An 18615-nucleotide genomic window follows, 5' to 3' on the forward strand; every position below is an offset into this window, starting at 1 on the left:
ACCGGTCTTCGGCGGGTGGGGGGTGCTGGGGGCGGCGCTGCGCCGCAACCCGGCCGGCACGCTGCCGGCGGTGTTCGGCGGGCCGTTGCGGCTCAGCCGGTCGCAGCTGTTCAGCCGCGAGTTGCCCGACGAGGAGGCCCGCCGACACGTTGGGCGGCTCGGTCGGGCCGGCCGGCGGGCGCAGTGGGCGCTGCTGGGCGAGCCGGAGGCCGAACCGGCCGTGGGCGCGCCGCCGGTGCTGGTGCTGGGCAGCCCGGACGACCGGGTGGTGCCGTCGTCGACGTTGACCCGGGTGGCCCGCCGGTACGGGTCGGCCCCGCTGCTCTTCCCCGGCATGGGGCACGACCTGATGCTGGACGCGCGGTGGGTGGAGCCGATCGACGCGATCCTGGACTGGTTGGAGAAGGCGCCCGCCGCGCACTGAACTGACCGGCCGACGGCCGGTCAGCCGCCGGCGTGCTGGGTGGCGGAGGTGGCCCGGGTCGCCGGCCGCGGCACCCGCACGGTGTCGTCCCCGCTGGTCAGGCGGCTGACCAGGGCGCCGTTCTCGTCCAGCGCGCTGAGGTAGGAGCGCGCCCAGGCCCGGATGTCGTGCTGGTGCAGGTGGGCGCGCATGGCCCGCATCCGTTCGGTGACGTCGGCCGGGCTGGCCCGCAGCGCCGCGCGCAGCCCCTGCTTGAGCCCCTCCAGGTCGTGCGGGTTGACCAGGTACGCCTGGGACAGCTCCGCGGCCGTGCCGGCGAACTCGCTGAGCAGCAGTGCGCCGTCGTCGTCGACCCGGGCGGCGACGTACTCCTTCGCGACGAGGTTCATCCCGTCGCGCAGCGGGGTCACCGCCATCACGTCGGCGATCCGGTAGAGCGCGGCCAGCTCGGCCCGGTCGAAGGGCTGGGTGAGGTAGTGGATGGCCGGTTCGCCGACCCGGCCGAACTCGCCGTTGATCCGGCCGACCTCACGTTCGATCCGTTCGCGCAGGATCTGGTACTGGCCGACGCGTTCCCGGCTGGGCATGGCGACCTGCACGAGGACCGTGTCGCGGACCTTGACGTCGCCGGCGGCGAGCAGCTCGCTGTACGCCTTGAGCCGCTGCTCGATGCCCTTGGTGTAGTCCATCCGGTCGACGCTGAGGATGACCTGTCGGGGGTCGCCGAGATCCTGACGGAGCCGGCGGGCGCGGGCGGCCACGTCGGGGCGGGCGGCGAGGGCGGCCATCTCGGCGGTGTCGATGGAGACCGGGAACGCGCCGATGCGCACCACCCGGTCGTCGACACCGATCCGCCGGTCGGTGGCCGGCAGTTCCAGGACCCTCGTGACGAGCTGGGCGAAGTTGTGCGCCGCCTGGACCCGCTGGAAGCCGACGAGATCCGCGCCGAGCATGCCGCGCAGCAGTTCGGCGCGGCGGGGCAGCTGCATGAACAGCTCCGGCGGCGGGAACGGCACGTGCAGGAAGAACCCGATGCGCAGGTCGGGCCGCAGCGCCCGCAGCAGGCCGGGGACCAGTTGCAGGTGGTAATCCTGCACCCAGACCACCCCGCCCTGCTCGGCCACCTCCGCGGTCGCCTCGGCGAAGCGCTGGTTGACCCGCTGGTACGCCTCCCACCACCGGCGGTGGTGCTGGGGCTGTTCGACGGAGTCGTGGTAGAGCGGCCAGAGGGTGGCGTTGGCGAATCCCTCGTAGTGGTCGCGGAGGTCGTCCTGGCTGAGCGCGACGGTGTGCATGCGGACGCCGTCCACGTCGGGGAGGGCGGGGGCGGGCCCGGTGCCGCCGGCCCAGCCGACCCAGGTCGCCGGGGTGTGCCGTAGCAGCGGGTGCAGCGCGCTGACCAGCCCACCGGGGCTGCGCCGCCACTCGCAGGCCCCGTCGGGGGCCTGATTGTCGTCGATGGGGAGGCGGTTGGCGACCACCACGAGGGAACTCTGTCGCATCTCGGGCATTCCGATCAGCAGAGGACTGACCGCCACGAGCAGGAGAAAACCGGTCAGCCAGCGGGGGAAGTGACGTACAGCGGTATTCCTACTGACAGTAAGTTACACCACTGTTACGCCCCGGGCGGGGCGGCGTCGTCCCGCGATGCGGGCCGGAATCAGACGACGGCGCCGTTGTCCGGGTCGTCGTCTTCCTCGTCGCCGGGGCGCAGCCGCCAGATCAGCGTGACGAAACCGGCCAGGATGCCGGTGAACCCGAACAGGGTGACCGCCGAGCGGTCCACCGGGAGCAACGACGGGAAGAGGAAGAGCACGAACCCCACCACGACCGCGAGGACGCCGACCACCGCGTACTTGGAGATCCGGGGAAGCGGCGGAGGCGGCGGCGGGTGGTAACCCTCGTCGTCCTCGTCGTCGGGCAGATCGGCGCCGAACGTGTCCAGCCCGTCCAGCAGCGACGGCTCGTCCGGCCGGGTGCCCCGACCGACCGAGATCCCGGAGATGTCGGTGGCGGACGGCAGCCGGCGGACGTCGGTGGCCGTCGGACCGGCCTCGTCGCCGCCGGTGCGGGCCAGCGGACCGGCGGCCGGCTCGTCCCGGGTGTCGCGTTCGTCCACGTCCTCGGAGGCCGGCCACGGGTGCTCGCCGACCGTCGAGGTGGTGTGGAAGCCCGCCACGATCCGGGCCCACTCGGCGTCGATGTCCGGCTCGTCACGCGCCGGCGGCTGCTCCGGGGAGGTCTCGTCGGCGAGCTGGGTCAGATAGTCCCGTGCCGTGGTCAGGTGCGAGCGGTCGACGTAGAGCCGGTCGACCGGCCGGGCCGGGACGGTGGTGGTGCGGGTGACCGGGTTGAGGTCGGCCGAGGGTTGCAGGTACGCGGCGATCCCACCGGCGGCCAGCACGTCGAGCAGGTGCTCGCCGACGCGCGGATCGACGTCGCCGACGACGGCGTACTCGCTCGCGTCGAGCCCGTTGTCCCGCCGTCCCCGGCGGGCCCCACCCGCTGACACCCGGACATCCCCCTTAACGCGCCTTCCGGCGCGGCCTGCCTGCCCCGTCGGCGCCCGTCCGCACGCCGTGCTCTGAATCGTGACACGTCAGGGCATGGTTCCGGGAGTGCGTTGTGTCGCGTCTTCCAAAGTCACGGCTACCGCCGCAGGTCGCGGCAGGGCTTCTTTGTCCGTTCTTGCGCGACACGTGCTATCTCGATGATCGTTGGCGGCGGGACGACTCGACGCACCCGCCGCCGCACTGCCGGCGATCGATGCGCCCGCCGGCGGCTCTCGTCCGTTGTGGTGCGGGCGCGTGCTTCGTAGGCTCGTCGACACGCTCCCGGGCATGGTGCTGTCGCGGGCACACCACGGAAAGGACGCCGGTGCTCTACTGGCTGCTGAAGTACGTTCTCCTCGGTCCGCTGCTCAAGCTGATCTTCCGCCCGCAGGTGGAGGGCCTGCACCACGTGCCGGCGACCGGCCCGGTGATCCTGGCCAGCAACCACCTCTCCTTCTCCGACTCGATCTTCACGCCGTTGATCATCCCGCGGCGGGTCACCTTCGTGGCCAAGGCCGAGTACTTCACCGGCAAGGGGATCAAGGGCTGGCTGACCAAGCTGTTCTTCGTCGGCACCGGCACCATCCCGGTGGACCGCTCCGGCGGCCGGGCCGCCCGTGCCGCGCTGGACACCCAGTTGCGGGTGTTGCGCGCCGGGGGAGTGGCCGGCATCTACCCGGAGGGCACCCGCTCCCCGGACGGGCGGCTCTACCGCGGCAAGACCGGGGTGGCCCGGCTCGCCCTGGAGAGCGGCGCGACGGTGGTGCCGGTGGCGATGCTCAACGCCGACGAGATCCAGCCGCCCGGCACGCTCATCCCCCGCATCGACCGGGTGCGGATCCGCGTCGGCGCCCCACTGGACCTCTCCCGCTACGCCGGGTCGGCCGGCGACCGGTTCGTCGAACGTGCGGTCACCGACGAGATCATGTACGAGTTGATGGAACTCTCCGGCCGCGAGTACGTCGACATCTACGCGCAGAAGCTCAAGGAGCCGGCCGCCGCCTGAGCCGGCTCAGCAGGCCACCGCCGGCCCGGCCGGGCTGATCGGCCGCCCCGCCAGACCCAGCAGGCCGGGAGCGTCGTTGCGCAGCGCGAAGGTGCGTACCTCGGCGCGTGGCGCCCGCGCGTCCACCGTGTCGCCGGCGCGGGTCAGCTCCGCCGCCGCGAGCGCCAGCGCCAGTACCCGGTCACTGACGTCGGGAATCCGCCCGTACGTCTCGGCGGCGGCCAGGTGCAGCTCGGCCGAGCGCCGGTGGTCGCCGTCGGCGGCGGCCAGGGCCGCCGTCACGGTCCGCAGCGCCGCCTCCGACCAGGGCGTGCGATGCCCGACCCGGCCCAGCATCGCCCGGACCCGCACCGCCGCGTCCCGGCCGGCCAGGGCTGCGGCGTACGCGGCCGCCGCGATCCACTCCCCGCTGGCCAGGGCCGGCACCGCCGACCAGGACCGGTCCAGTTCGTCGATCAGCTCCGCCGCCTCGTCGACGCGCCCCTGCAACGCCCGGCACAGCGCCGCCATGCCCAGCATCGTCCAGCGCAGCCGGTGGAACCCGCTGCGCCGCGCGGTGTCCAGAGCGTCGCCCAGGTCGTCCGGATCGTCGTCGTCGCGCAGCACCAGCAGGCAGCAGCGCAGCCCCCGCACCTGCATGTCCCAACTGCCGGTCGGCGTGTCCACGAACGCCTCCGCCGCGGTGAGCAGCCGGCCGAAGTCGCCCTCGAACCAGGCGCGCATCGCCTCGGCCGAGTAGCTGGTGGTCAACGTCTGGCCGCTGGCGGTACGCGCCGGCGCCGCCGAGAGCAGGGCGTCGGAGCGCAGCCAGTCACCCTCCTCCCGGATCGCCCAGGCGAGGTTCTGGGTGGCGCGGGGCAGCGCCAGCAGTTGGCCGGCGCGGCTGAACTCGACGATCGCGTGCAGCTCGTCCAGGCCGACCCGGTCCCCGGCCTGGTAGCGGGCGGTCGCGGCGGTGATCCGGGCGTTGGTGCGGGTCTCGGTCAGACCCAGCCGCTCGGCGATCTCCGCGGCGATCTCCGCCGCCGCCACGGACTGGTCCCGCTCGTAGTTGAGCATGTGCAGCCGACCCAGCTCCGCGTACGCGTCCGCCTTCTGCGGCGTGTCCGGCAGCGACTCGAACAGCTGCACGGCCCGGTCCAGGCAGGCCAGGGCGTCACCACGGTCGGCGCGCAGCCAGGCGGCCTGCCCGAGCAGCGTCCACGCCCGTGCCGCGCAGGCGTTGTCACCGTGTGCCATCAGCCGGTCGGCGAGCGCGTGCACCTGCTCCGGCCCGCCGCCGGAGAGGAACCCGTTGCCGTCGCGGTAGAACGAGATCTCGGTGCTCAGCAGCTCCAGTTGCAGCCGGCCCACCGGGTCGCTGTCGTCGGCCAGGCCGAGCGCCCGACCCGCGTGCGCGGCCGCCGCGTCCAACCCGTGCAGCGCGTACGCCCGGCGGGCCGCGCGGTGCAGCGCCTGCCGGGCCGGTGCGGCGTACCGGCGGACCTCCATGCCGAGGGAACGGGCGATCTCGTGGGCCGCCCAGCGGTGGTGGGCGAGCACCTCGGCCAGGTCGGTGTCGCGGCTGTGCGACAACGCGTCGAGCCAGTCCGCGGCCCGCTCGTGCCGGGCCACCCGCTCGGTACGCGGCAGCCGCTGGTAGCAGACGTCGCGCACCAGCACGTGCCGGAACCGGAACTCCGCCTGCCCGGCCATCGTCGAGGCCGCCTGCTCGTGCACGAAGTCACGCTGCTCCAGCCGGCGCAGCGAACGCTCCACCGACTCGACCTGCTGCCCCAGCGCGGCGGCCACCGCGCCGGGCCAGAACTGCACGCCGACCACCGAGGCGGCCAGCAGCACCGCCCGGTCTTTCGCGTCGAGCAGGTCCACCCGGTTGGCGATCACCGCGTGCACGCTCTCCGGCATGGTCAGTTCGAGGTGCTTGTCCAGTGACCAGCCCCGCCCGGACTGACGCAGCGCGCCCTGCTCGATCAGCATCCGGACGTACTCGTGGGCGTAGAGCGGGTTGCCGCCGGCCACCTCGATCAGCGGGCTCAACATGTCCGCGGAGAACGCGGCCTGGCCGAACATGTGCGCGTACAGCGCGGCGATCCCGGTGTCCCGCAGCGGCGGCAGGGTGATCGTCACCGAACCGGTGATGGTGCCGGCCCAGCTCGGGTCGCGGTCGACCAGTTCCGGTCGGGCGGTGCACAGCAGCAGCAGTGGCACGTCGCGGGCCGCCGCCCCGAGCAGCTCCACGAAGCGCAGCATCGCGTCGTCGGCCCAGTGCAGGTCCTCGAAGACCAGCACGGTGGGACGGTGAGCGGCCAGCGCCAGCAGGAACCGCCGCCACGCCGACTCGGCCTCCTCGGCCGGCAGCGGCGTGCCGGGCAACCCGACCAGCGGGCGCAGCGCGTCGACCACCCGGTCCCGTTCAGCCGGGCCGATCAGCTCACCGACGGCGGCGGCCAGCCGCTGCGCCGCGCTGGAGGCGGGGTCGGTGTCCAGGATGCCGGCCTCGGACTTCACGATGTCGGCGAGCGCCGCGAACGTGACGTTCTCCCCGAACGGCGGGCAGCGCCCGGTGCGCCAGGTCAGCGGCTCGTCGACCAGCCGGCCGGTGTGCTTGTACAGCTCGCGCAGCAGCCGGCTCTTGCCGATGCCGGCCCGACCGAAGATGGTCACCACCTGCGGCAGCCGATCGCGCAGTGACCGGTGCAGGGCGTTGACCAGCATGCCCAGCTCGTGTTCCCGGTCGACCAGCGGCGTGGTGTCCGGCTCCCGGTCGGTGGGCTGGCGCCGCAGTGGCGACAGCGCGAGCCACACCTCGGTCGGCGCGGACCGCCCCCGCAGGGTGACCGGCGGCTGCTCCTCGTAGCGGATCGCGTCCTTGGTCAGCGCGTGCGTGGTACCGCACACCAGCACCCCGCCCGGCGGCGCGACCGACTGCATCCGGGAGGCGGTGTTCACCACGTCGCCCGCCACGATCGCCTGCCCGCCGTCGCGGGCCGCGGCCACGTCGACCAGCGCCTCGCCGGTGGCCACCCCCACCCGGAACCGCAGCTCGGTGCTGCCGGTCGGCGCGAACCGGGTGAGCACCCGTTGCAGCTCAAGCCCGGCCCGTACGCAGCGCAGCGCGTCCGTCTCGGTGGCCACGGGTGCGCCGAAGAGCGCCATCACCGCGTCGCCGATGTACTTCTCCACCACCCCGCCGTACTGGCCGACCACCCGGCGGGCCGCGGAGAAGAACCCGGTCTGCATGCCGCGGACCTGCTCCGGGTCGGCCCGCTCGACGTACGGCGTGAAGTCGATCAGGTCGATGAAGAGGACGCTCACCCGGCGGCGGTCCTCCTGCGGGGTGAGCGCGGCCGGCCGGTCCGCGCCCGGCCGGGGCGACCCGCACGAGGTGCAGAACGTGACGTCGGAGGCGAGCGGACGCAGGCAGTGCGGGCAGACGGCACCGAGCTCGGAGCCGCAGCCACCGCAGAAGCGGTCGCCGTCGGCGGCCGTCCGTCCACAGCGCCCACACTGCGCGGCGATGACACCCTCCACTGGCGAACCGGTCGACGCCCACGGCGTCGCCTGCAAGCGAGTATCGCCCCCGGTGTACCTGTCACGTACCGGCCTGTTGGTTTGTGGACAGTCCATCCGGGCAGAAGCGGACTACATTCAGTCAGCCACATGTCGATCAGCGACCAGAGGGGGACAGGTCAATGGTGTACGTCAAGTTGGAGAGCGACTGGACCGACGGCAACGGGGTCAGCCACTCCGCCGGCGAATCGGTGGACGTCGACGCCGCCACGCTCGCCACGCTTCAGGCCGAGGGGATCGTCAGCGAGCAGTCCCACGGCCCGAGCGGGGACGGCAAGGGCCCGGACAAGTGGGCCGGCCCGGGCAGCTCCGGGGTCTGAAGCAACAGCCGGTGACGCGTCGACGCGGCCGGGTCGCCACGGGCGGCTCGGCCGCGTCGTGCGCGTACCGGTGGGTCAGCGGTCGTTCATGCCGGCGCGGCGGCGCAGCGCGGCCACGTCGGTCACCACGATCCGGCGCCCCTCGGTGCGCAGCCAGCCACGACTGGCGAACGACCCGATCGCCTGGTTGACGCTCTGCCGGGAGCCGCCGGCCATCTCGGCGAGCTGACTCTGGTTGAGCTCGATCGTGATCATCGGGGCCTGGCTCTCGCCGGCCAACCGGACCAGCGTCTTGGCCACCCGGCCGGGCAGGTCGAGGAAGACGTGGTCGGCGTTCTGCTCGGTGAGCCGGCGGATCAGCCCGCCCAGCGAGCGCATCACCGCGTCCAGGATGCGGGGGTTGGAGTGCACCAGCTCCATGAACGCCCCACGGGAGAGCGCGAGCGCCGCGCAGTCCTCGATGGCCTCTGCCGAGGCGGATCGGGTGGACGCGTCGAGCAGGGAGACCTCACCGAGCACGTCCGGTGGACGGATGACCGACAGCACGGCCCGTTCGCCGGTGGGCGCGGTGCGAAAGACGGCCACCGCGCCTCGGCGCAGCACGATCAGCGACTCGCCGGGGTCGTTCTCGACGAAGAGCAGCTGGCCCTTGCGGTAGGTGCGCGGAACGGCGGCGGCGATGACGCGCTGCCGCACCTCAGGCTCCAGCCCGGCGAACATCTCGACACCCGTGAGCGCGTCACCCGGCTCCGGCAGGCGCATCTCCACGGTCCAACCCCTCCCCGGTCATGGACCACAAACTCGCTCACCGGGTGAACCTGATGGCCCTGACGAGGTGAACTGACACCGGTTCGGCGTCCGGTAGCGGTACACATCAGATCATGACGGTCCGGTCGCTTGCTGTACACCCCTCGAAGCACTTCCGTGACCGTCGCGAGCTGCGGCGTACCCCCTCGTCGGCGGCCCGGGCCGGGCCGTTGGCCGGCCCCGCCGGGCACCGCCGGGAGGCGGTGGACGAGGATTTCCGGAATGGTCTACCGCTACTTCTACGACTGCGAGTTCATCGAGGACGGCCGGCTCGTCGACCTCGTGTCGATCGGTGTCGTCGACGAGTACGGCCGCGAGTTCTACGCGGTCTCCACCGAGTTCGACGACTCCCGCGCCGTGCCCTGGGTGCGGCGCAACGTGCTGGACAAGCTGCCCTCGCCGGCCGACCGGGCCTGGCGCTCGCGGGAGCGCATCCGCGACGACCTCTACGACTTCCTCATGGAGCCGATCCGGGACCGGCCGGGGGAGCAGCTGGAGTTGTGGGCCTGGTTCGCCGCGTACGACCACGTGGTGCTCGCCCAGCTCTGGGGTGCGATGCCGGCGCTGCCGAGGGAGATCCCCCGGTTCACCAAGGAGCTGCGTCAGCTCTGGGACGACCGTGGCCGGCCGACGTTGCCGGACGCGGACGCGGCCCGCCATGACGCCCTGGTCGACGCCCGGCACAACCTGGCCCGCTGGCGGGCCATGACGTCGCGGTGAAAGCGGTCGTACGGCGGAGGTTTTGACCGGTTCTGTCCCGGGCATCGGTTCGACGAGCCGAGGGAGAGTGCCATGAGCAACGAGCCGACCAGCGCCACCGAGGCCCGCGGCCGGGTCACCGAGCTGGCCCGGGCAGCGCGGATCTGCATGCTCACCACGATCGCCCTGGACGGGCGGCAGGTGAGCCGGCCGATGGGTCTGCAGGAGGCCGAGTTCGACGGCGACCTGTGGTTCTTCGCCTCCGCCGATTCGGCCAAGGTCCGTCAGATCCGGGTGAATCCGGAGGTCAACGTCGCCTTCTCCGACCAGCGGCACCACGCCTGGGTGTCGATCTCCGGCACGGCCACCGACGAGTTCGACCGGGCCCGTGCCGAGCGGCTGTGGAACCCGCTGCTCACCGCGTGGTTCCCGGACGGGCTGGACACCCCGGAGCTCACCTTGATCAAGGTGCACGCCAGCTCGGCCGAGTACTGGGACTCGCCGAACAGCACGGTGGTCAACCTGTTCGGCTACGCGAAGGCCGCGGTCACCGGCCGGCCACCGACGGCCGGCGAGAACCACGAGGTGACCTACTGACCGGGGTCCGCCACCCGGGGCGCGCTGTCGTCGCAACCTCAGGCCGACTACAGTGCGCAGTGACGGCCCGCCCCGGGCCGGCAACGGCGCCGATGGTCTGACCTGACACATATCCTGGGGCATATCGGGCTTTACCTGATGCTCCAGGAGGATGAGCGGATCATGCGTATCGGCGTGCTCACCGGCGGCGGCGACTGCCCGGGTCTCAATGCGGTCATCCGGGCGGTGGTCCGCAAGGGCGTCGCCACTTACGGTCACGAGTTCGTGGGCTTCCGGGACGGCTGGAAGGGCCCGCTGGAGGGTCTGTCCCGTCCCCTGGACATCGCCGACGTCCGCGGCATCCTGCCCCGCGGCGGCACCATCCTCGGCTCGTCCCGGACCAACCCGTTCAAGATCGAGAACGGCGTCGAGCGGATCAAGGACAACCTCGCCGCGCAGGGCGTGGACGCCCTGATCGCGATCGGCGGCGAGGACACCCTCGGCGTCGCCACCAAGCTCTACGAGCTGGGTGTGCACGTGGTCGGCGTGCCGAAGACGATCGACAACGACCTGGGCGCCACCGACTACACCTTCGGCTTCGACACCGCGGTCAACATCGCGATGGAGGCCATCGACCGTCTGCACACCACCGCGGAGAGCCACCACCGCACCCTGGTCGTCGAGGTGATGGGCCGGCACGCCGGCTGGATCGCCCTGCACGCCGGCCTGGCCGGTGGCGCCAACGTCATCCTGCTGCCGGAGCGGCAGTTCGACGTCGACCAGGTGGCCGGCTACGTCGAGAAGCGCTTCCAGCACCAGTACGCCCCGATCGTGGTCGTCGCCGAGGGCGCCCAGCCGCTGGACGGCCAGATGGTCCTCGCCAACCAGGAGCTGGACTCGTTCGGCCACGTCCGCCTCGGCGGCATCGGCCAGTGGCTGGCCGAGCAGCTGGAGGCCAAGACCGGCAAGGAGGCCCGCACCGTGGTGCTGGGCCACATCCAGCGCGGTGGCACCCCGACCGCCTTCGACCGGGTGCTCGCCACCCGCCTGGGCCTGCAGGCCATCGACGCGGTCAACGACGGCGACTGGGGCAAGATGGTCGCGATGCAGAGCACCGACATCGTCCGGGTGCCCCTCGCCGAGGCCACCCGCGAGCTGAAGACCGTGCCGCTGGAGCGGTACGCCGAGGCCGAGGTCTTCTTCGGCAGCTGATCGACGGTCGACGGCGCGGCGGGCCGGCGGGTCCGCCGCGCCGCGACCCAATCCGAGGGGGTACGGCCCAGATGTCAGCCGGGGTGCACACGGTCGCGGTGATCGGCGCGGGCAAGATCGGTGAGCTGATGCTCTCCGGCCTGCTGCGCTCGGGATGGCCGGTGGACCGGCTGCTGGCCACCGCCCGCCGACCGGCGCGCGCCGAGGAGCTGACCGCCCGCTACGGCGTACGGGTGGTCGACAACCTGACCGCCGTGGACGAGGCCGCGGTGCTGGCGGTCTCGGTCAAACCGCAGGACGCCGCCGCGCTGCTCGACGAGATCGGCCCCAAGGTGCCGGCCGACAAGCTCGTCATCTCGCTCTGCGCCGGCCTGCCCACCAGCTTCTTCAACCGCCGGCTGCCCGACGGCACCCCGGTCGTCCGGGTCATGACCAACACCCCGGCGCTGGTCGACGAGGCGATGACCGCGATCTCCGCCGGCGCGTACGCCACCGGGGAGCACCTGGCCCTCGCCGAGGAGATGTTCAAGCCCCTCGGGCAGACGATCCGGGTGCCCGAGTCGCAGCAGGACGCGGTGACGGCGCTCTCCGGCTCCGGCCCGGCGTACTTCTACCTGCTGGTCGAGGCCATGATCGACGCGGGGATCCTGCTCGGGCTGCCCCGCCAGGTGGCGCACGAGCTGATCGTGCAGACCGCCATCGGCTCGGCCGTGATGCTGCGCGACTCCGGCGAGCACCCGGTCAAGCTGCGCGAGGCGGTCACCTCGCCGGCCGGCACCACCATCTCCGCGATCCGGGAGCTGGAGAAGCACGGCGTCCGGGCCGCGCTGCTCGCCGCGCTGGAGGCCGCCCGGGACCGCGCCCGCGAGCTGGCCGCCCAGGCCGACTGACCGATTTCGGGCGCATCGCGTCCCCGCGCGTGCCGCATACTGGCCCGGTGTTCACACTCGCCCAGGCCCGGCACCTGGTGGCCACCCTGCAACCGCGCGTCGCCGAGCTGGTCCGGGTCCGCGCCGACCTGGCCGAGCTGCGGGTCGACCTGGCCGACCACGGCGTCAGCGCCCTCGGCGGCCTGGCCGAGGTGAAGGGGCTGGAGGCCCGCCTGCACGCCGTCGTCGACGAGTTGCACCAGCACGACATCCAGGTCAAGGGCATCGCCCCGGTGCTGCTCGACTTCCCCGGTGAGCGGGCCGGCCGTCCTGTGCTGTGGTGCTGGCTGGAGGGCGACTCCGACGTGCGCTGGTACCACCGGGCCGAGTGCGGTTTCGCCGGCCGCCGGCCGATCTGACCCGGTCGGTCACCCCTCGGCGACTGCGAACACCACCACGTTGTCGACGTAGTGACCGCTGCGCCGGTCGAAGTCGCCCCCGCAGGTGACCAGGCGCAGCTCCGCGCCGGGCGTCGGCCCGTAGACCTCGGCCGTCGGGAAGCGGTCCTTGCGGGTCCGCAGCGACCCCGTCACCCGGAACGCCAACCGCTGCCCGCCGCGCCACACCTCCACCCGGTCACCGGGGCGCAGGTCACCGAGCCGGGCGAACACCGCCGGGCCGCGTCGCGAGTCCAGATGCCCGGCGAGCACGGCCGGGCCGGTGTCCCCGGGGGCCGGGCCGCCGCCGTACCAACCGGCCGTGCCGAAATCAGCCGGCGGGACCAGTGCGCCCGCCCGGTCCAGGCCCAGCACGGTGAGCGCCGAGTCGACGCCGATGCGCGGCACGCGTACCCGCGTGGGTGGACCCTGCGGCACGGGTGGACCCTGCGGCACGGGCGCGGCGGCCACCGACGGACAGCCGTCGGCGCAGCCGGGGTGCCAGCTCGCCGCCGGCGGCGGCCGGTCGGTGCCAGCCAGCCCGACGCCGGTGCCGGCGGCCAGGCAGACCGCCGCGCCGGCCGCGACCAGCGCGGCCAGCGGCACCCGGCGGTCACGGTGCCGCCGGATCGACAGGCCCGGCTTGGCGCTCACCAGGTGGTGCGCCGGCGCCGACGCAAGAGCAGCAGAGCCACCGCCACGGCCGCCGCGGCGAGGCCGCCGGCCACCAGGGGGTACGCGTCGATCCCGTTGCCCGCGGTGCCACCGGCGCCGGTGTGCACCCCGCCGGCCGGGACGACGGTGCCACCCTCGGCGTCGCGACGCAGCTCGGCGGTGAGCCCGCCCTGCTTCGCGTCCAGCACCAGCAGCGAGTAGACCGCGCCGCCGGTGAGCCGCACCTCGGCGTCGGTGCTCGGCCCGCCGGCACCCGTCAGCTTCAGCCGCCAACTGCCCGGCTCGACCTGCTGGTAGTCGGTCGTGGTGGCGAACTGCACCCCGCTGGCGATCGTCGGTCCGTTCGCGGCGGCCACGTCGAGCATCGGGGTCCGCACCGAAGCCTGCACGACACGCACCTTGGCGCGGCCGTCGGTGGGGGCGCTCAGGTCGTCGTTGAGCACCCGCAGGCCGAGGTCGGCGTGCCGGCCGACACCGGCCACCGTGTAGGCGTCGCCGCTGGTCACCGCCACCTCGGTGGTGAGCACCGGGGGATCGGTGGCGGGGGCGCCGGCCTCGCGCATCGCCACCGCGTACCGGCCGGGAGGCAACGACAGGTAGTCGGAGACCACGCCGTACCCGACCCCGGGGAACACCTGCGGCTTCGGGGCTCCCGGCGCGGCCAGGTAGACGTCCACCGCCGGGGTGTCGGGGGAGAGGTGGGCGAGCCGGACGTATCCGACGGTGTCCGCGCCGGCCGGTGCGGGCGCGGCGGTGGCGGCGAGGGCGGTGCTGAGCAGGAGCGCGCCGGCGCCGGCCAGCAGCCGGCGGGGCATGGTACGAAGCGTGTGCATGTCGCCTCCGGAGGCACGTTCGGTGAGCGGGCGGCAACTCAGGGATCAGAGTCCCGTGAACAGGACCCCAGCGCAAGTTGCCCGCCCGAAGTTTTTCTCGCGCCGCTGCCGGTAGGCCGCCGGTGCGCCGTCGGCGTGCCCGAAGATGCGTTCGAGGGTCCACCGGGCGCGCAGGCTCGCCTATTCTCGGGCGATGCGGGATCGCCGAGTTGCGCTGGCGTGGACGGCCTTCGTCGTCGTCGCGCTGGTGTCCTGTGTGCTCGTGCTGCGCCGGCCGGATCGCCTCTGCGACCTGCACATCTACTACGGCGCACTGTCTGATCTGCACGCCGGCCGGCCGTTGTACGGGTACGTGGCGGAGAACGGCGGCCCGTTCACCTATCCGCCGTTCGCCGCCCTCGTGCTGGGCCCGATCACCGCCGTCAGTGAGGGCGTGGTCCAGGGGATCTGGCTGGTGGCGACCTGTGCGGCGGTTGTCGCCGTCGCCGGGTCCGTCAGCGTGGCGCTGACCGTCCAACGCTCCCGGCGGCCCCTCGTCGTGGCGGTGGCGGCCACCGTGCTGATGCTTTCCGCGCCGGTGCAGAGCAACCTGCGCTTCGGCCAGGTCAGCATCTTCATCGTGCTGATGGCCCTGCTCGACGGGATGGGCGTCGTTTCACGCCGGCTGCGCGGGACGCTGGTCGGGGTGGCGGCGGCGATCAAGCTGACCCCGCTGCTGTTCGTCGTCTACTTACTCGCCGTCGGGCGCTACCGCGACGCCGGCCGGGCCGCCGCGACGTTCGTGGCCTGCGCCGGACTCGCCGCGATCGTGCTGCCGGGCGAGAGCTGGGCGTACTGGACCGAGACCGTCCGGCAGACCTCCCGGATCGGCAACCTGGCCTCGCTGGGCAACCAGTCCGTGCACGGGATGCTGCTGCGTGTCGGCGTCGACGAGTCGACGCTACCCCTGCTCTGGGCCGCTCTGGTGGCCCTGATCTGCGCGGCGGCGCTGCTGCGGGCCCGGCAGTTGACGCGGCAGGGCCGCCCCGGGCACGCCGGCGTGCTGGTCGGCTGCGCCACCGTGGCCGCGTCCCCGGTGTCCTGGACCCACCACCAGGTGTGGCCGGTGCTCGCCGCGATGCTGCTGATCGGCGCGTCCGGCGTCGCCCAGCGGGCCGCCGGCGCGGCGCTGCTCGCCGCCATGGTCGTCTCGTTGGGTGCGGTCCTCGGCCCGATCTCGACACGGCCGGGCGTGCAGTTCCTGTTCGAGAACGCCCGCGCCGTCGGCGTGTGCCTGCTGTGCCTGGTCGGCTTCGGCGGTGTCGCCGTCGCCGCCCGGCGCACGAGCAGGCGACCGGCCGCCGGGCGTGCCTGGCTGCGGGTGGGCGTCACGGCCACCGTGGCGGTCGCGTTCTTCGCCGTGCAGCCGCTGCCCGCCGGTGCCGACCCCACGTTCAAGGCGTACACCCTCGATGACGTGGTCAACCCGCGCTACTTCTTCGTCTGCCGGGGCGCGGCCGAGTGCGCCGCCTACGGCACCGACGCGCCGGTCACCTTCGGCACCCGCGCCGAGATGACCAAGGTGCGGGTCAACGGCGTGGTCTCCCCGCGGGTGACCCGCCTGGAGTACTACTCGGCCCCGGGCGGGGCGCCCCGCGCCATTCCGCTGCTCGCCGCCTATCCGGGCACGCGGACGTTCTCGTTCCGCTCGGCGACGATGGCCGAGGGGCGGCTCGTGGCGTACGCCTCGGACGGCCAGCCGATCGCCAGCTACGACGACGAACTCGCCGCCGCCCTCCGTACGGCCACCCGGTAGGCGGTCGCCGGAGGGCGGCGGCGGTGCTCAGCGGGTCGCGGCGGCCACGGCGGCGCGCAGCTTCTCGGCGTCGCCCGGTGCCGGGTGCTCCCAGTCGGTCGGCGAGGCCGAGTAGAGCGTGCCGTACGCCGGGGTGTCCGGCTGGTAGCGCCACCCCTCGGCGAGCGGGCCGACGTCGACCGCGTCGTACCCGATGCGGTCCAGGAAGGCCGTCACCTCGGCCTTCGCGGCGTCGTCATCGCCGGCGATCGCCAGGGCGCTGCGGTCGGTGGCACCGGACGGCCGGGCCAGCGCGGCCAGGCCCTTGAAGTAGATGTTGTTGAAGACCTTGACCACCCGCGAGTCCGGCAGGTGCCGCTGGAGCAGCTCGCTGCTGGTGGTCTCGCCGGAGTCCAGTTCCGGGAAGACCCCGTCGCGCTGCGGGTAGTAGTTGTTGGTGTCGATGACGACCTTGCCGGCCAGTGGCTCCACGGGCACCGCGCGGTACGCCTTCAGCGGCACGCTGACCACCACCAGGTCGCCCACCCGCGCCGCGTCCTGCGCGGTGCCGGCGCTGGCGTGCTCGCCCAGGGATGCGACCAGGTCGGTGAGCGTTTCCGGGCCCCGCGAGTTGCTCAACACCACGTCGTAGCCGGCGTCCACGGCCAGCCGGGCCACGGTGCCGCCGATGTTGCCGCTGCCGATCAGTCCCACAGTTGTCATGTTCGGTCCCAACTCCGTCCACCCGCGACGCATTCCCGACCGACGCGGTGGGTTATTCCGGTTGCCGTGGTGCCGGCCGGCTGCGCAGACTGCCCGGCATGCGCTGTATCGTCGAGGATCTCGCGACCTTCGCCGCCACGGCGGGCACCTGGCTGCGCAGCGAGCCCGTCCTGCACAACGTACTGCTCACGCTCGTCGCCGACCGCCTCTCCGGGGACGTGCCACTCTCCGGTGACGAGTGGTTCGTGCGGGTGGTCGACGACGGCGCGACGGTGGGTGCGGCGGTGTGCACGCCGCCGCGCGGGCCGCTGCTCGGCGCGGTGCCGGTCGCGGCCGCGCGAACGCTCGCCGGGTACGTCGTCCGGGCGGCGCCGCCGTTGGCCGAGGTGCACGGCCCGGTCCCGGCCGTGGCGGAGTTCGCGCGGCGGTACGCCGAACGCGCCGGCCTGACCGCCGTACCCGGCACCGCGCAGCGGATCTTCCAGCTGAACGCGGTCCGGCCGCCGGTCGGCGTACCCGGTCATGCACGGGCGGCTGCCGCCACGGACCGCGACCTGCTGGTGGCCTGGGCGGCCGTTTTCGCCGCGGAGACCACGCCGGGCGCACCCCAGGTGGACCTGTCCGGTCAGGTCGACGCCCGGCTGCCGCACGGGGACCGGATCTGGCTCTGGGAGGACGCCGGCGCTCCGGTCTCGATGGCCTGGCTGAGCCGTCCGGTGGCGGGCGTGGCCCGGGTCAGCGGCGTGTACACGCCGCCGCGGCAGCGCGGACGCGGTTTCGCCAGCGGCTGCGTGGCACACGCGAGCCGGCACGCCCTGCATGCCGGCGCGACGACCTGCGCCCTCTATACCGACCTGGCCAACCCCACCAGTAACCACATCTACCAGTCCCTGGGCTACCGCCCGGTCGCGCAGGTGGCCCAGTGGCGCTTCCCCTCCCGCCCTCCGGCGCGGTGATCAAGAGGTTTGCGTCAGAAACGGGCCCCGGGTTGACGCGAACCTCTTGATCACCGGCACGTCAGGCGGGCAGGACCTTGTCGATGGCTGCCTGGAGGTCGGTGGAATCGGGCTCGACCGTGGGGGCGAAGCGGGCGGCTACCGCGCCGTCCGGGGCCACCAGGAACTTCTCGAAGTTCCACCGGACGTCCCCGGTGTGCCCGTCGGCGTCCGGGGTGTCCACCAGCGCGGCGTAGAGCGGGTGCCGGTGCGGGCCGTTGACGTCGACCTTCTCGGTCAGCGGGAAGGTCACGCCGTAGTTGACCTGGCAGAAGTCGCTGATCTCGGCGGCGCTGCCCGGCTCCTGCCCGGCGAACTGGTTGCACGGCACGCCGAGCACCACCAGGCCCCGGTCGGCGTAGGAGTCGGCGAGTGCCTGGAGGCCGGCGTATTGGGGGGTGAGGCCGCAGCGGGAGGCCACGTTGACGACCAGGAGCGCCTTGCCGCGGTAGCGGGCCAGGTCCGCCGGGCCGCCGTTGAGGGCGTCGATCGGGATGTCGAAGACGGTCATGGGCCGAGGCTACGCGCCGGGCGACGGGCCGCCGGGGAGGGGCGTGGCAGGTGCACTCCGCGCACCAGGAGAAATCGAAACATGCACATCTTGACGAACTGATGACGCCGTGAGTACCGTCTCACCATCTCTTTTGGAAAGTTTCCTAACAGTTCGGGAGACGCCTCATGAAAAGATCGCTCCGCCGGGCCCTCTGGGCCGGTGCCGTGGTCGCCGTGACCGTCGCAGCGGTGCCGATGACCACCGCATTCGGCGCCGGCACGGTCACCACCACGTTCACCAAGGCGCAGGACTGGGGGACCGGTCACGAGACGAGGGTGACCGTCACCAACGGCTCCAGCGGCACGGTCGCCACCTGGCGCATCGAGTTCGACCTGCCGTCGGGCACCACCATCAGCAGCGCCTGGGACGCCGACGTCACCAGCAGCGGCAACCACTACGTCGCGGTCAAGAAGAGCTGGGCCGGCGGCCTCGCCCCCGGTGCCTCGTTCAGCTGGGGATACAACGGCACCGGCGCCTACAAGGCGCCGCTGAACTGCACCATCAACGGTGCCGCGTGCGGCGGCGGGACCACCCCGCCGACCACGACGCCACCGACCACCACCCCACCCACCACGACGCCGCCCACCACG

Annotated in this window: 18 protein-coding genes and 1 pseudogene; 11 read left to right on the forward strand and 8 right to left on the reverse strand. The window is 73.1% G+C overall.

Translation table 11 applies throughout. The annotated features are described in order from the left end of the window. Positions 1–424 (forward strand): annotated as a pseudogene (locus F8271_RS21075) (alpha/beta hydrolase); the annotation flags it as partial. Between the two features lie 20 nt (positions 425–444). Here the strand turns inward: F8271_RS21075 and F8271_RS21080 are convergent. After that, positions 445–1926 (reverse strand): trehalose-6-phosphate synthase, encoded by a 1482-nt coding sequence (locus F8271_RS21080; protein WP_225854666.1) that lies wholly within the window; start codon positions 1924–1926, stop codon positions 445–447. A 158-nt stretch (positions 1927–2084) separates the two neighbouring features. Further along, on the reverse strand, positions 2085–2936 hold the full coding sequence (locus F8271_RS21085) for a DUF308 domain-containing protein (protein WP_151491557.1): 852 nt from the start codon (positions 2934–2936) through the stop codon (positions 2085–2087). A 365-nt stretch (positions 2937–3301) separates the two neighbouring features. Here F8271_RS21085 and F8271_RS21090 point away from each other — a divergent pair, with 365 nt between their 5' ends. Next, on the forward strand, positions 3302–3982 hold the full coding sequence (locus tag F8271_RS21090) for a 1-acyl-sn-glycerol-3-phosphate acyltransferase (RefSeq protein WP_151491558.1): 681 nt from the start codon (positions 3302–3304) through the stop codon (positions 3980–3982). A gap of 6 nt (positions 3983–3988) precedes the next feature. Here the strand turns inward: F8271_RS21090 and F8271_RS21095 are convergent, their stop codons facing one another. Beyond that, entirely contained in the window at positions 3989–7513 is a 3525-nt protein-coding gene (locus F8271_RS21095; protein ID WP_151491559.1) for an adenylate/guanylate cyclase domain-containing protein, read from the reverse strand. Between the two features lie 161 nt (positions 7514–7674). Between F8271_RS21095 and F8271_RS21100 the strand changes: the two genes are divergently transcribed. Further along, complete coding sequence (locus F8271_RS21100) at positions 7675–7872, forward strand: hypothetical protein (protein ID WP_151491560.1); 198 nt, start codon at positions 7675–7677, stop codon at positions 7870–7872. A 75-nt stretch (positions 7873–7947) separates the two neighbouring features. Here the strand turns inward: F8271_RS21100 and F8271_RS21105 are convergent, their stop codons facing one another. After that, positions 7948–8640, reverse strand: a complete 693-nt coding sequence (locus tag F8271_RS21105) for a Crp/Fnr family transcriptional regulator (RefSeq protein WP_007463121.1) — start codon at positions 8638–8640, stop codon at positions 7948–7950. A gap of 261 nt (positions 8641–8901) precedes the next feature. Between F8271_RS21105 and F8271_RS21110 the strand changes: the two genes are divergently transcribed. The 5 genes from F8271_RS21110 to F8271_RS21130 all read left to right on the forward strand — a co-directional run bounded on the left by F8271_RS21110 (position 8902) and on the right by F8271_RS21130 (position 12454). Then, the gene (locus F8271_RS21110) at positions 8902–9399 is read left to right on the forward strand and encodes a polyadenylate-specific 3'-exoribonuclease AS (protein WP_151491561.1); all 498 of its coding nucleotides are present in this window, start codon (positions 8902–8904) and stop codon (positions 9397–9399) included. Positions 9400–9471: 72 nt separating this feature from the next. Next, a complete protein-coding gene (locus F8271_RS21115; RefSeq protein ID WP_151491562.1) occupies positions 9472–9975 on the forward strand; it encodes a pyridoxamine 5'-phosphate oxidase family protein in 504 nt (167 codons plus the stop codon). Between the two features lie 162 nt (positions 9976–10137). Beyond that, positions 10138–11166, forward strand: coding sequence for a 6-phosphofructokinase (locus F8271_RS21120; protein ID WP_091408060.1), 1029 nt, complete (start codon positions 10138–10140; stop codon positions 11164–11166). A gap of 71 nt (positions 11167–11237) precedes the next feature. Beyond that, positions 11238–12056: a pyrroline-5-carboxylate reductase gene (gene proC / locus F8271_RS21125; protein WP_151491563.1), complete on the forward strand. Its 819-nt coding sequence runs from the start codon at positions 11238–11240 to the stop codon at positions 12054–12056. Positions 12057–12103: 47 nt separating this feature from the next. After that, positions 12104–12454, forward strand: coding sequence for a DUF2203 domain-containing protein (locus F8271_RS21130; RefSeq protein WP_151491564.1), 351 nt, complete (start codon positions 12104–12106; stop codon positions 12452–12454). Positions 12455–12463: 9 nt separating this feature from the next. Here F8271_RS21130 and F8271_RS21135 read toward each other — a convergent pair whose 3' ends face one another. Both F8271_RS21135 and F8271_RS21140 read right to left on the reverse strand, forming a co-directional pair. Next, entirely contained in the window at positions 12464–13126 is a 663-nt protein-coding gene (locus F8271_RS21135) for a class F sortase (protein ID WP_225854667.1), read from the reverse strand. Continuing rightward, positions 13123–13980 (reverse strand): DUF4397 domain-containing protein, encoded by an 858-nt coding sequence (locus tag F8271_RS21140; protein WP_225854668.1) that lies wholly within the window; start codon positions 13978–13980, stop codon positions 13123–13125. Before F8271_RS21140 ends, F8271_RS21135 begins: the two co-directional genes overlap by 4 nt. A gap of 193 nt (positions 13981–14173) precedes the next feature. Between F8271_RS21140 and F8271_RS21145 the strand changes: the two genes are divergently transcribed. Continuing rightward, complete coding sequence (locus tag F8271_RS21145; RefSeq protein WP_192580387.1) at positions 14174–15775, forward strand: glycosyltransferase 87 family protein; 1602 nt, start codon at positions 14174–14176, stop codon at positions 15773–15775. 27 nt (positions 15776–15802) lie between these two features. Here F8271_RS21145 and F8271_RS21150 read toward each other — a convergent pair whose 3' ends face one another. Next, positions 15803–16477 carry an NADPH-dependent F420 reductase gene (locus F8271_RS21150; protein ID WP_151491566.1) on the reverse strand — a complete coding sequence of 225 codons (675 nt, stop codon included), beginning with the start codon at positions 16475–16477 and terminating at the stop codon, positions 15803–15805. Positions 16478–16575: 98 nt separating this feature from the next. Here F8271_RS21150 and F8271_RS21155 point away from each other — a divergent pair, with 98 nt between their 5' ends. Beyond that, the gene (locus tag F8271_RS21155; RefSeq protein WP_151491567.1) at positions 16576–17433 is read left to right on the forward strand and encodes a GNAT family N-acetyltransferase; all 858 of its coding nucleotides are present in this window, start codon (positions 16576–16578) and stop codon (positions 17431–17433) included. A gap of 61 nt (positions 17434–17494) precedes the next feature. Here F8271_RS21155 and F8271_RS21160 read toward each other — a convergent pair whose 3' ends face one another. Further along, entirely contained in the window at positions 17495–17983 is a 489-nt protein-coding gene (locus F8271_RS21160) for a glutathione peroxidase (protein ID WP_151491568.1), read from the reverse strand. Between the two features lie 167 nt (positions 17984–18150). Here F8271_RS21160 and F8271_RS21165 point away from each other — a divergent pair. Continuing rightward, positions 18151–18615 (forward strand): cellulose binding domain-containing protein (locus tag F8271_RS21165; RefSeq protein WP_192580388.1); only part of this gene is annotated, 465 nt, incomplete at its 3' end.

The organism is Micromonospora sp. ALFpr18c, from assembly GCF_008868155.1.
GTDB lineage: Bacteria > Actinomycetota > Actinomycetes > Mycobacteriales > Micromonosporaceae > Micromonospora.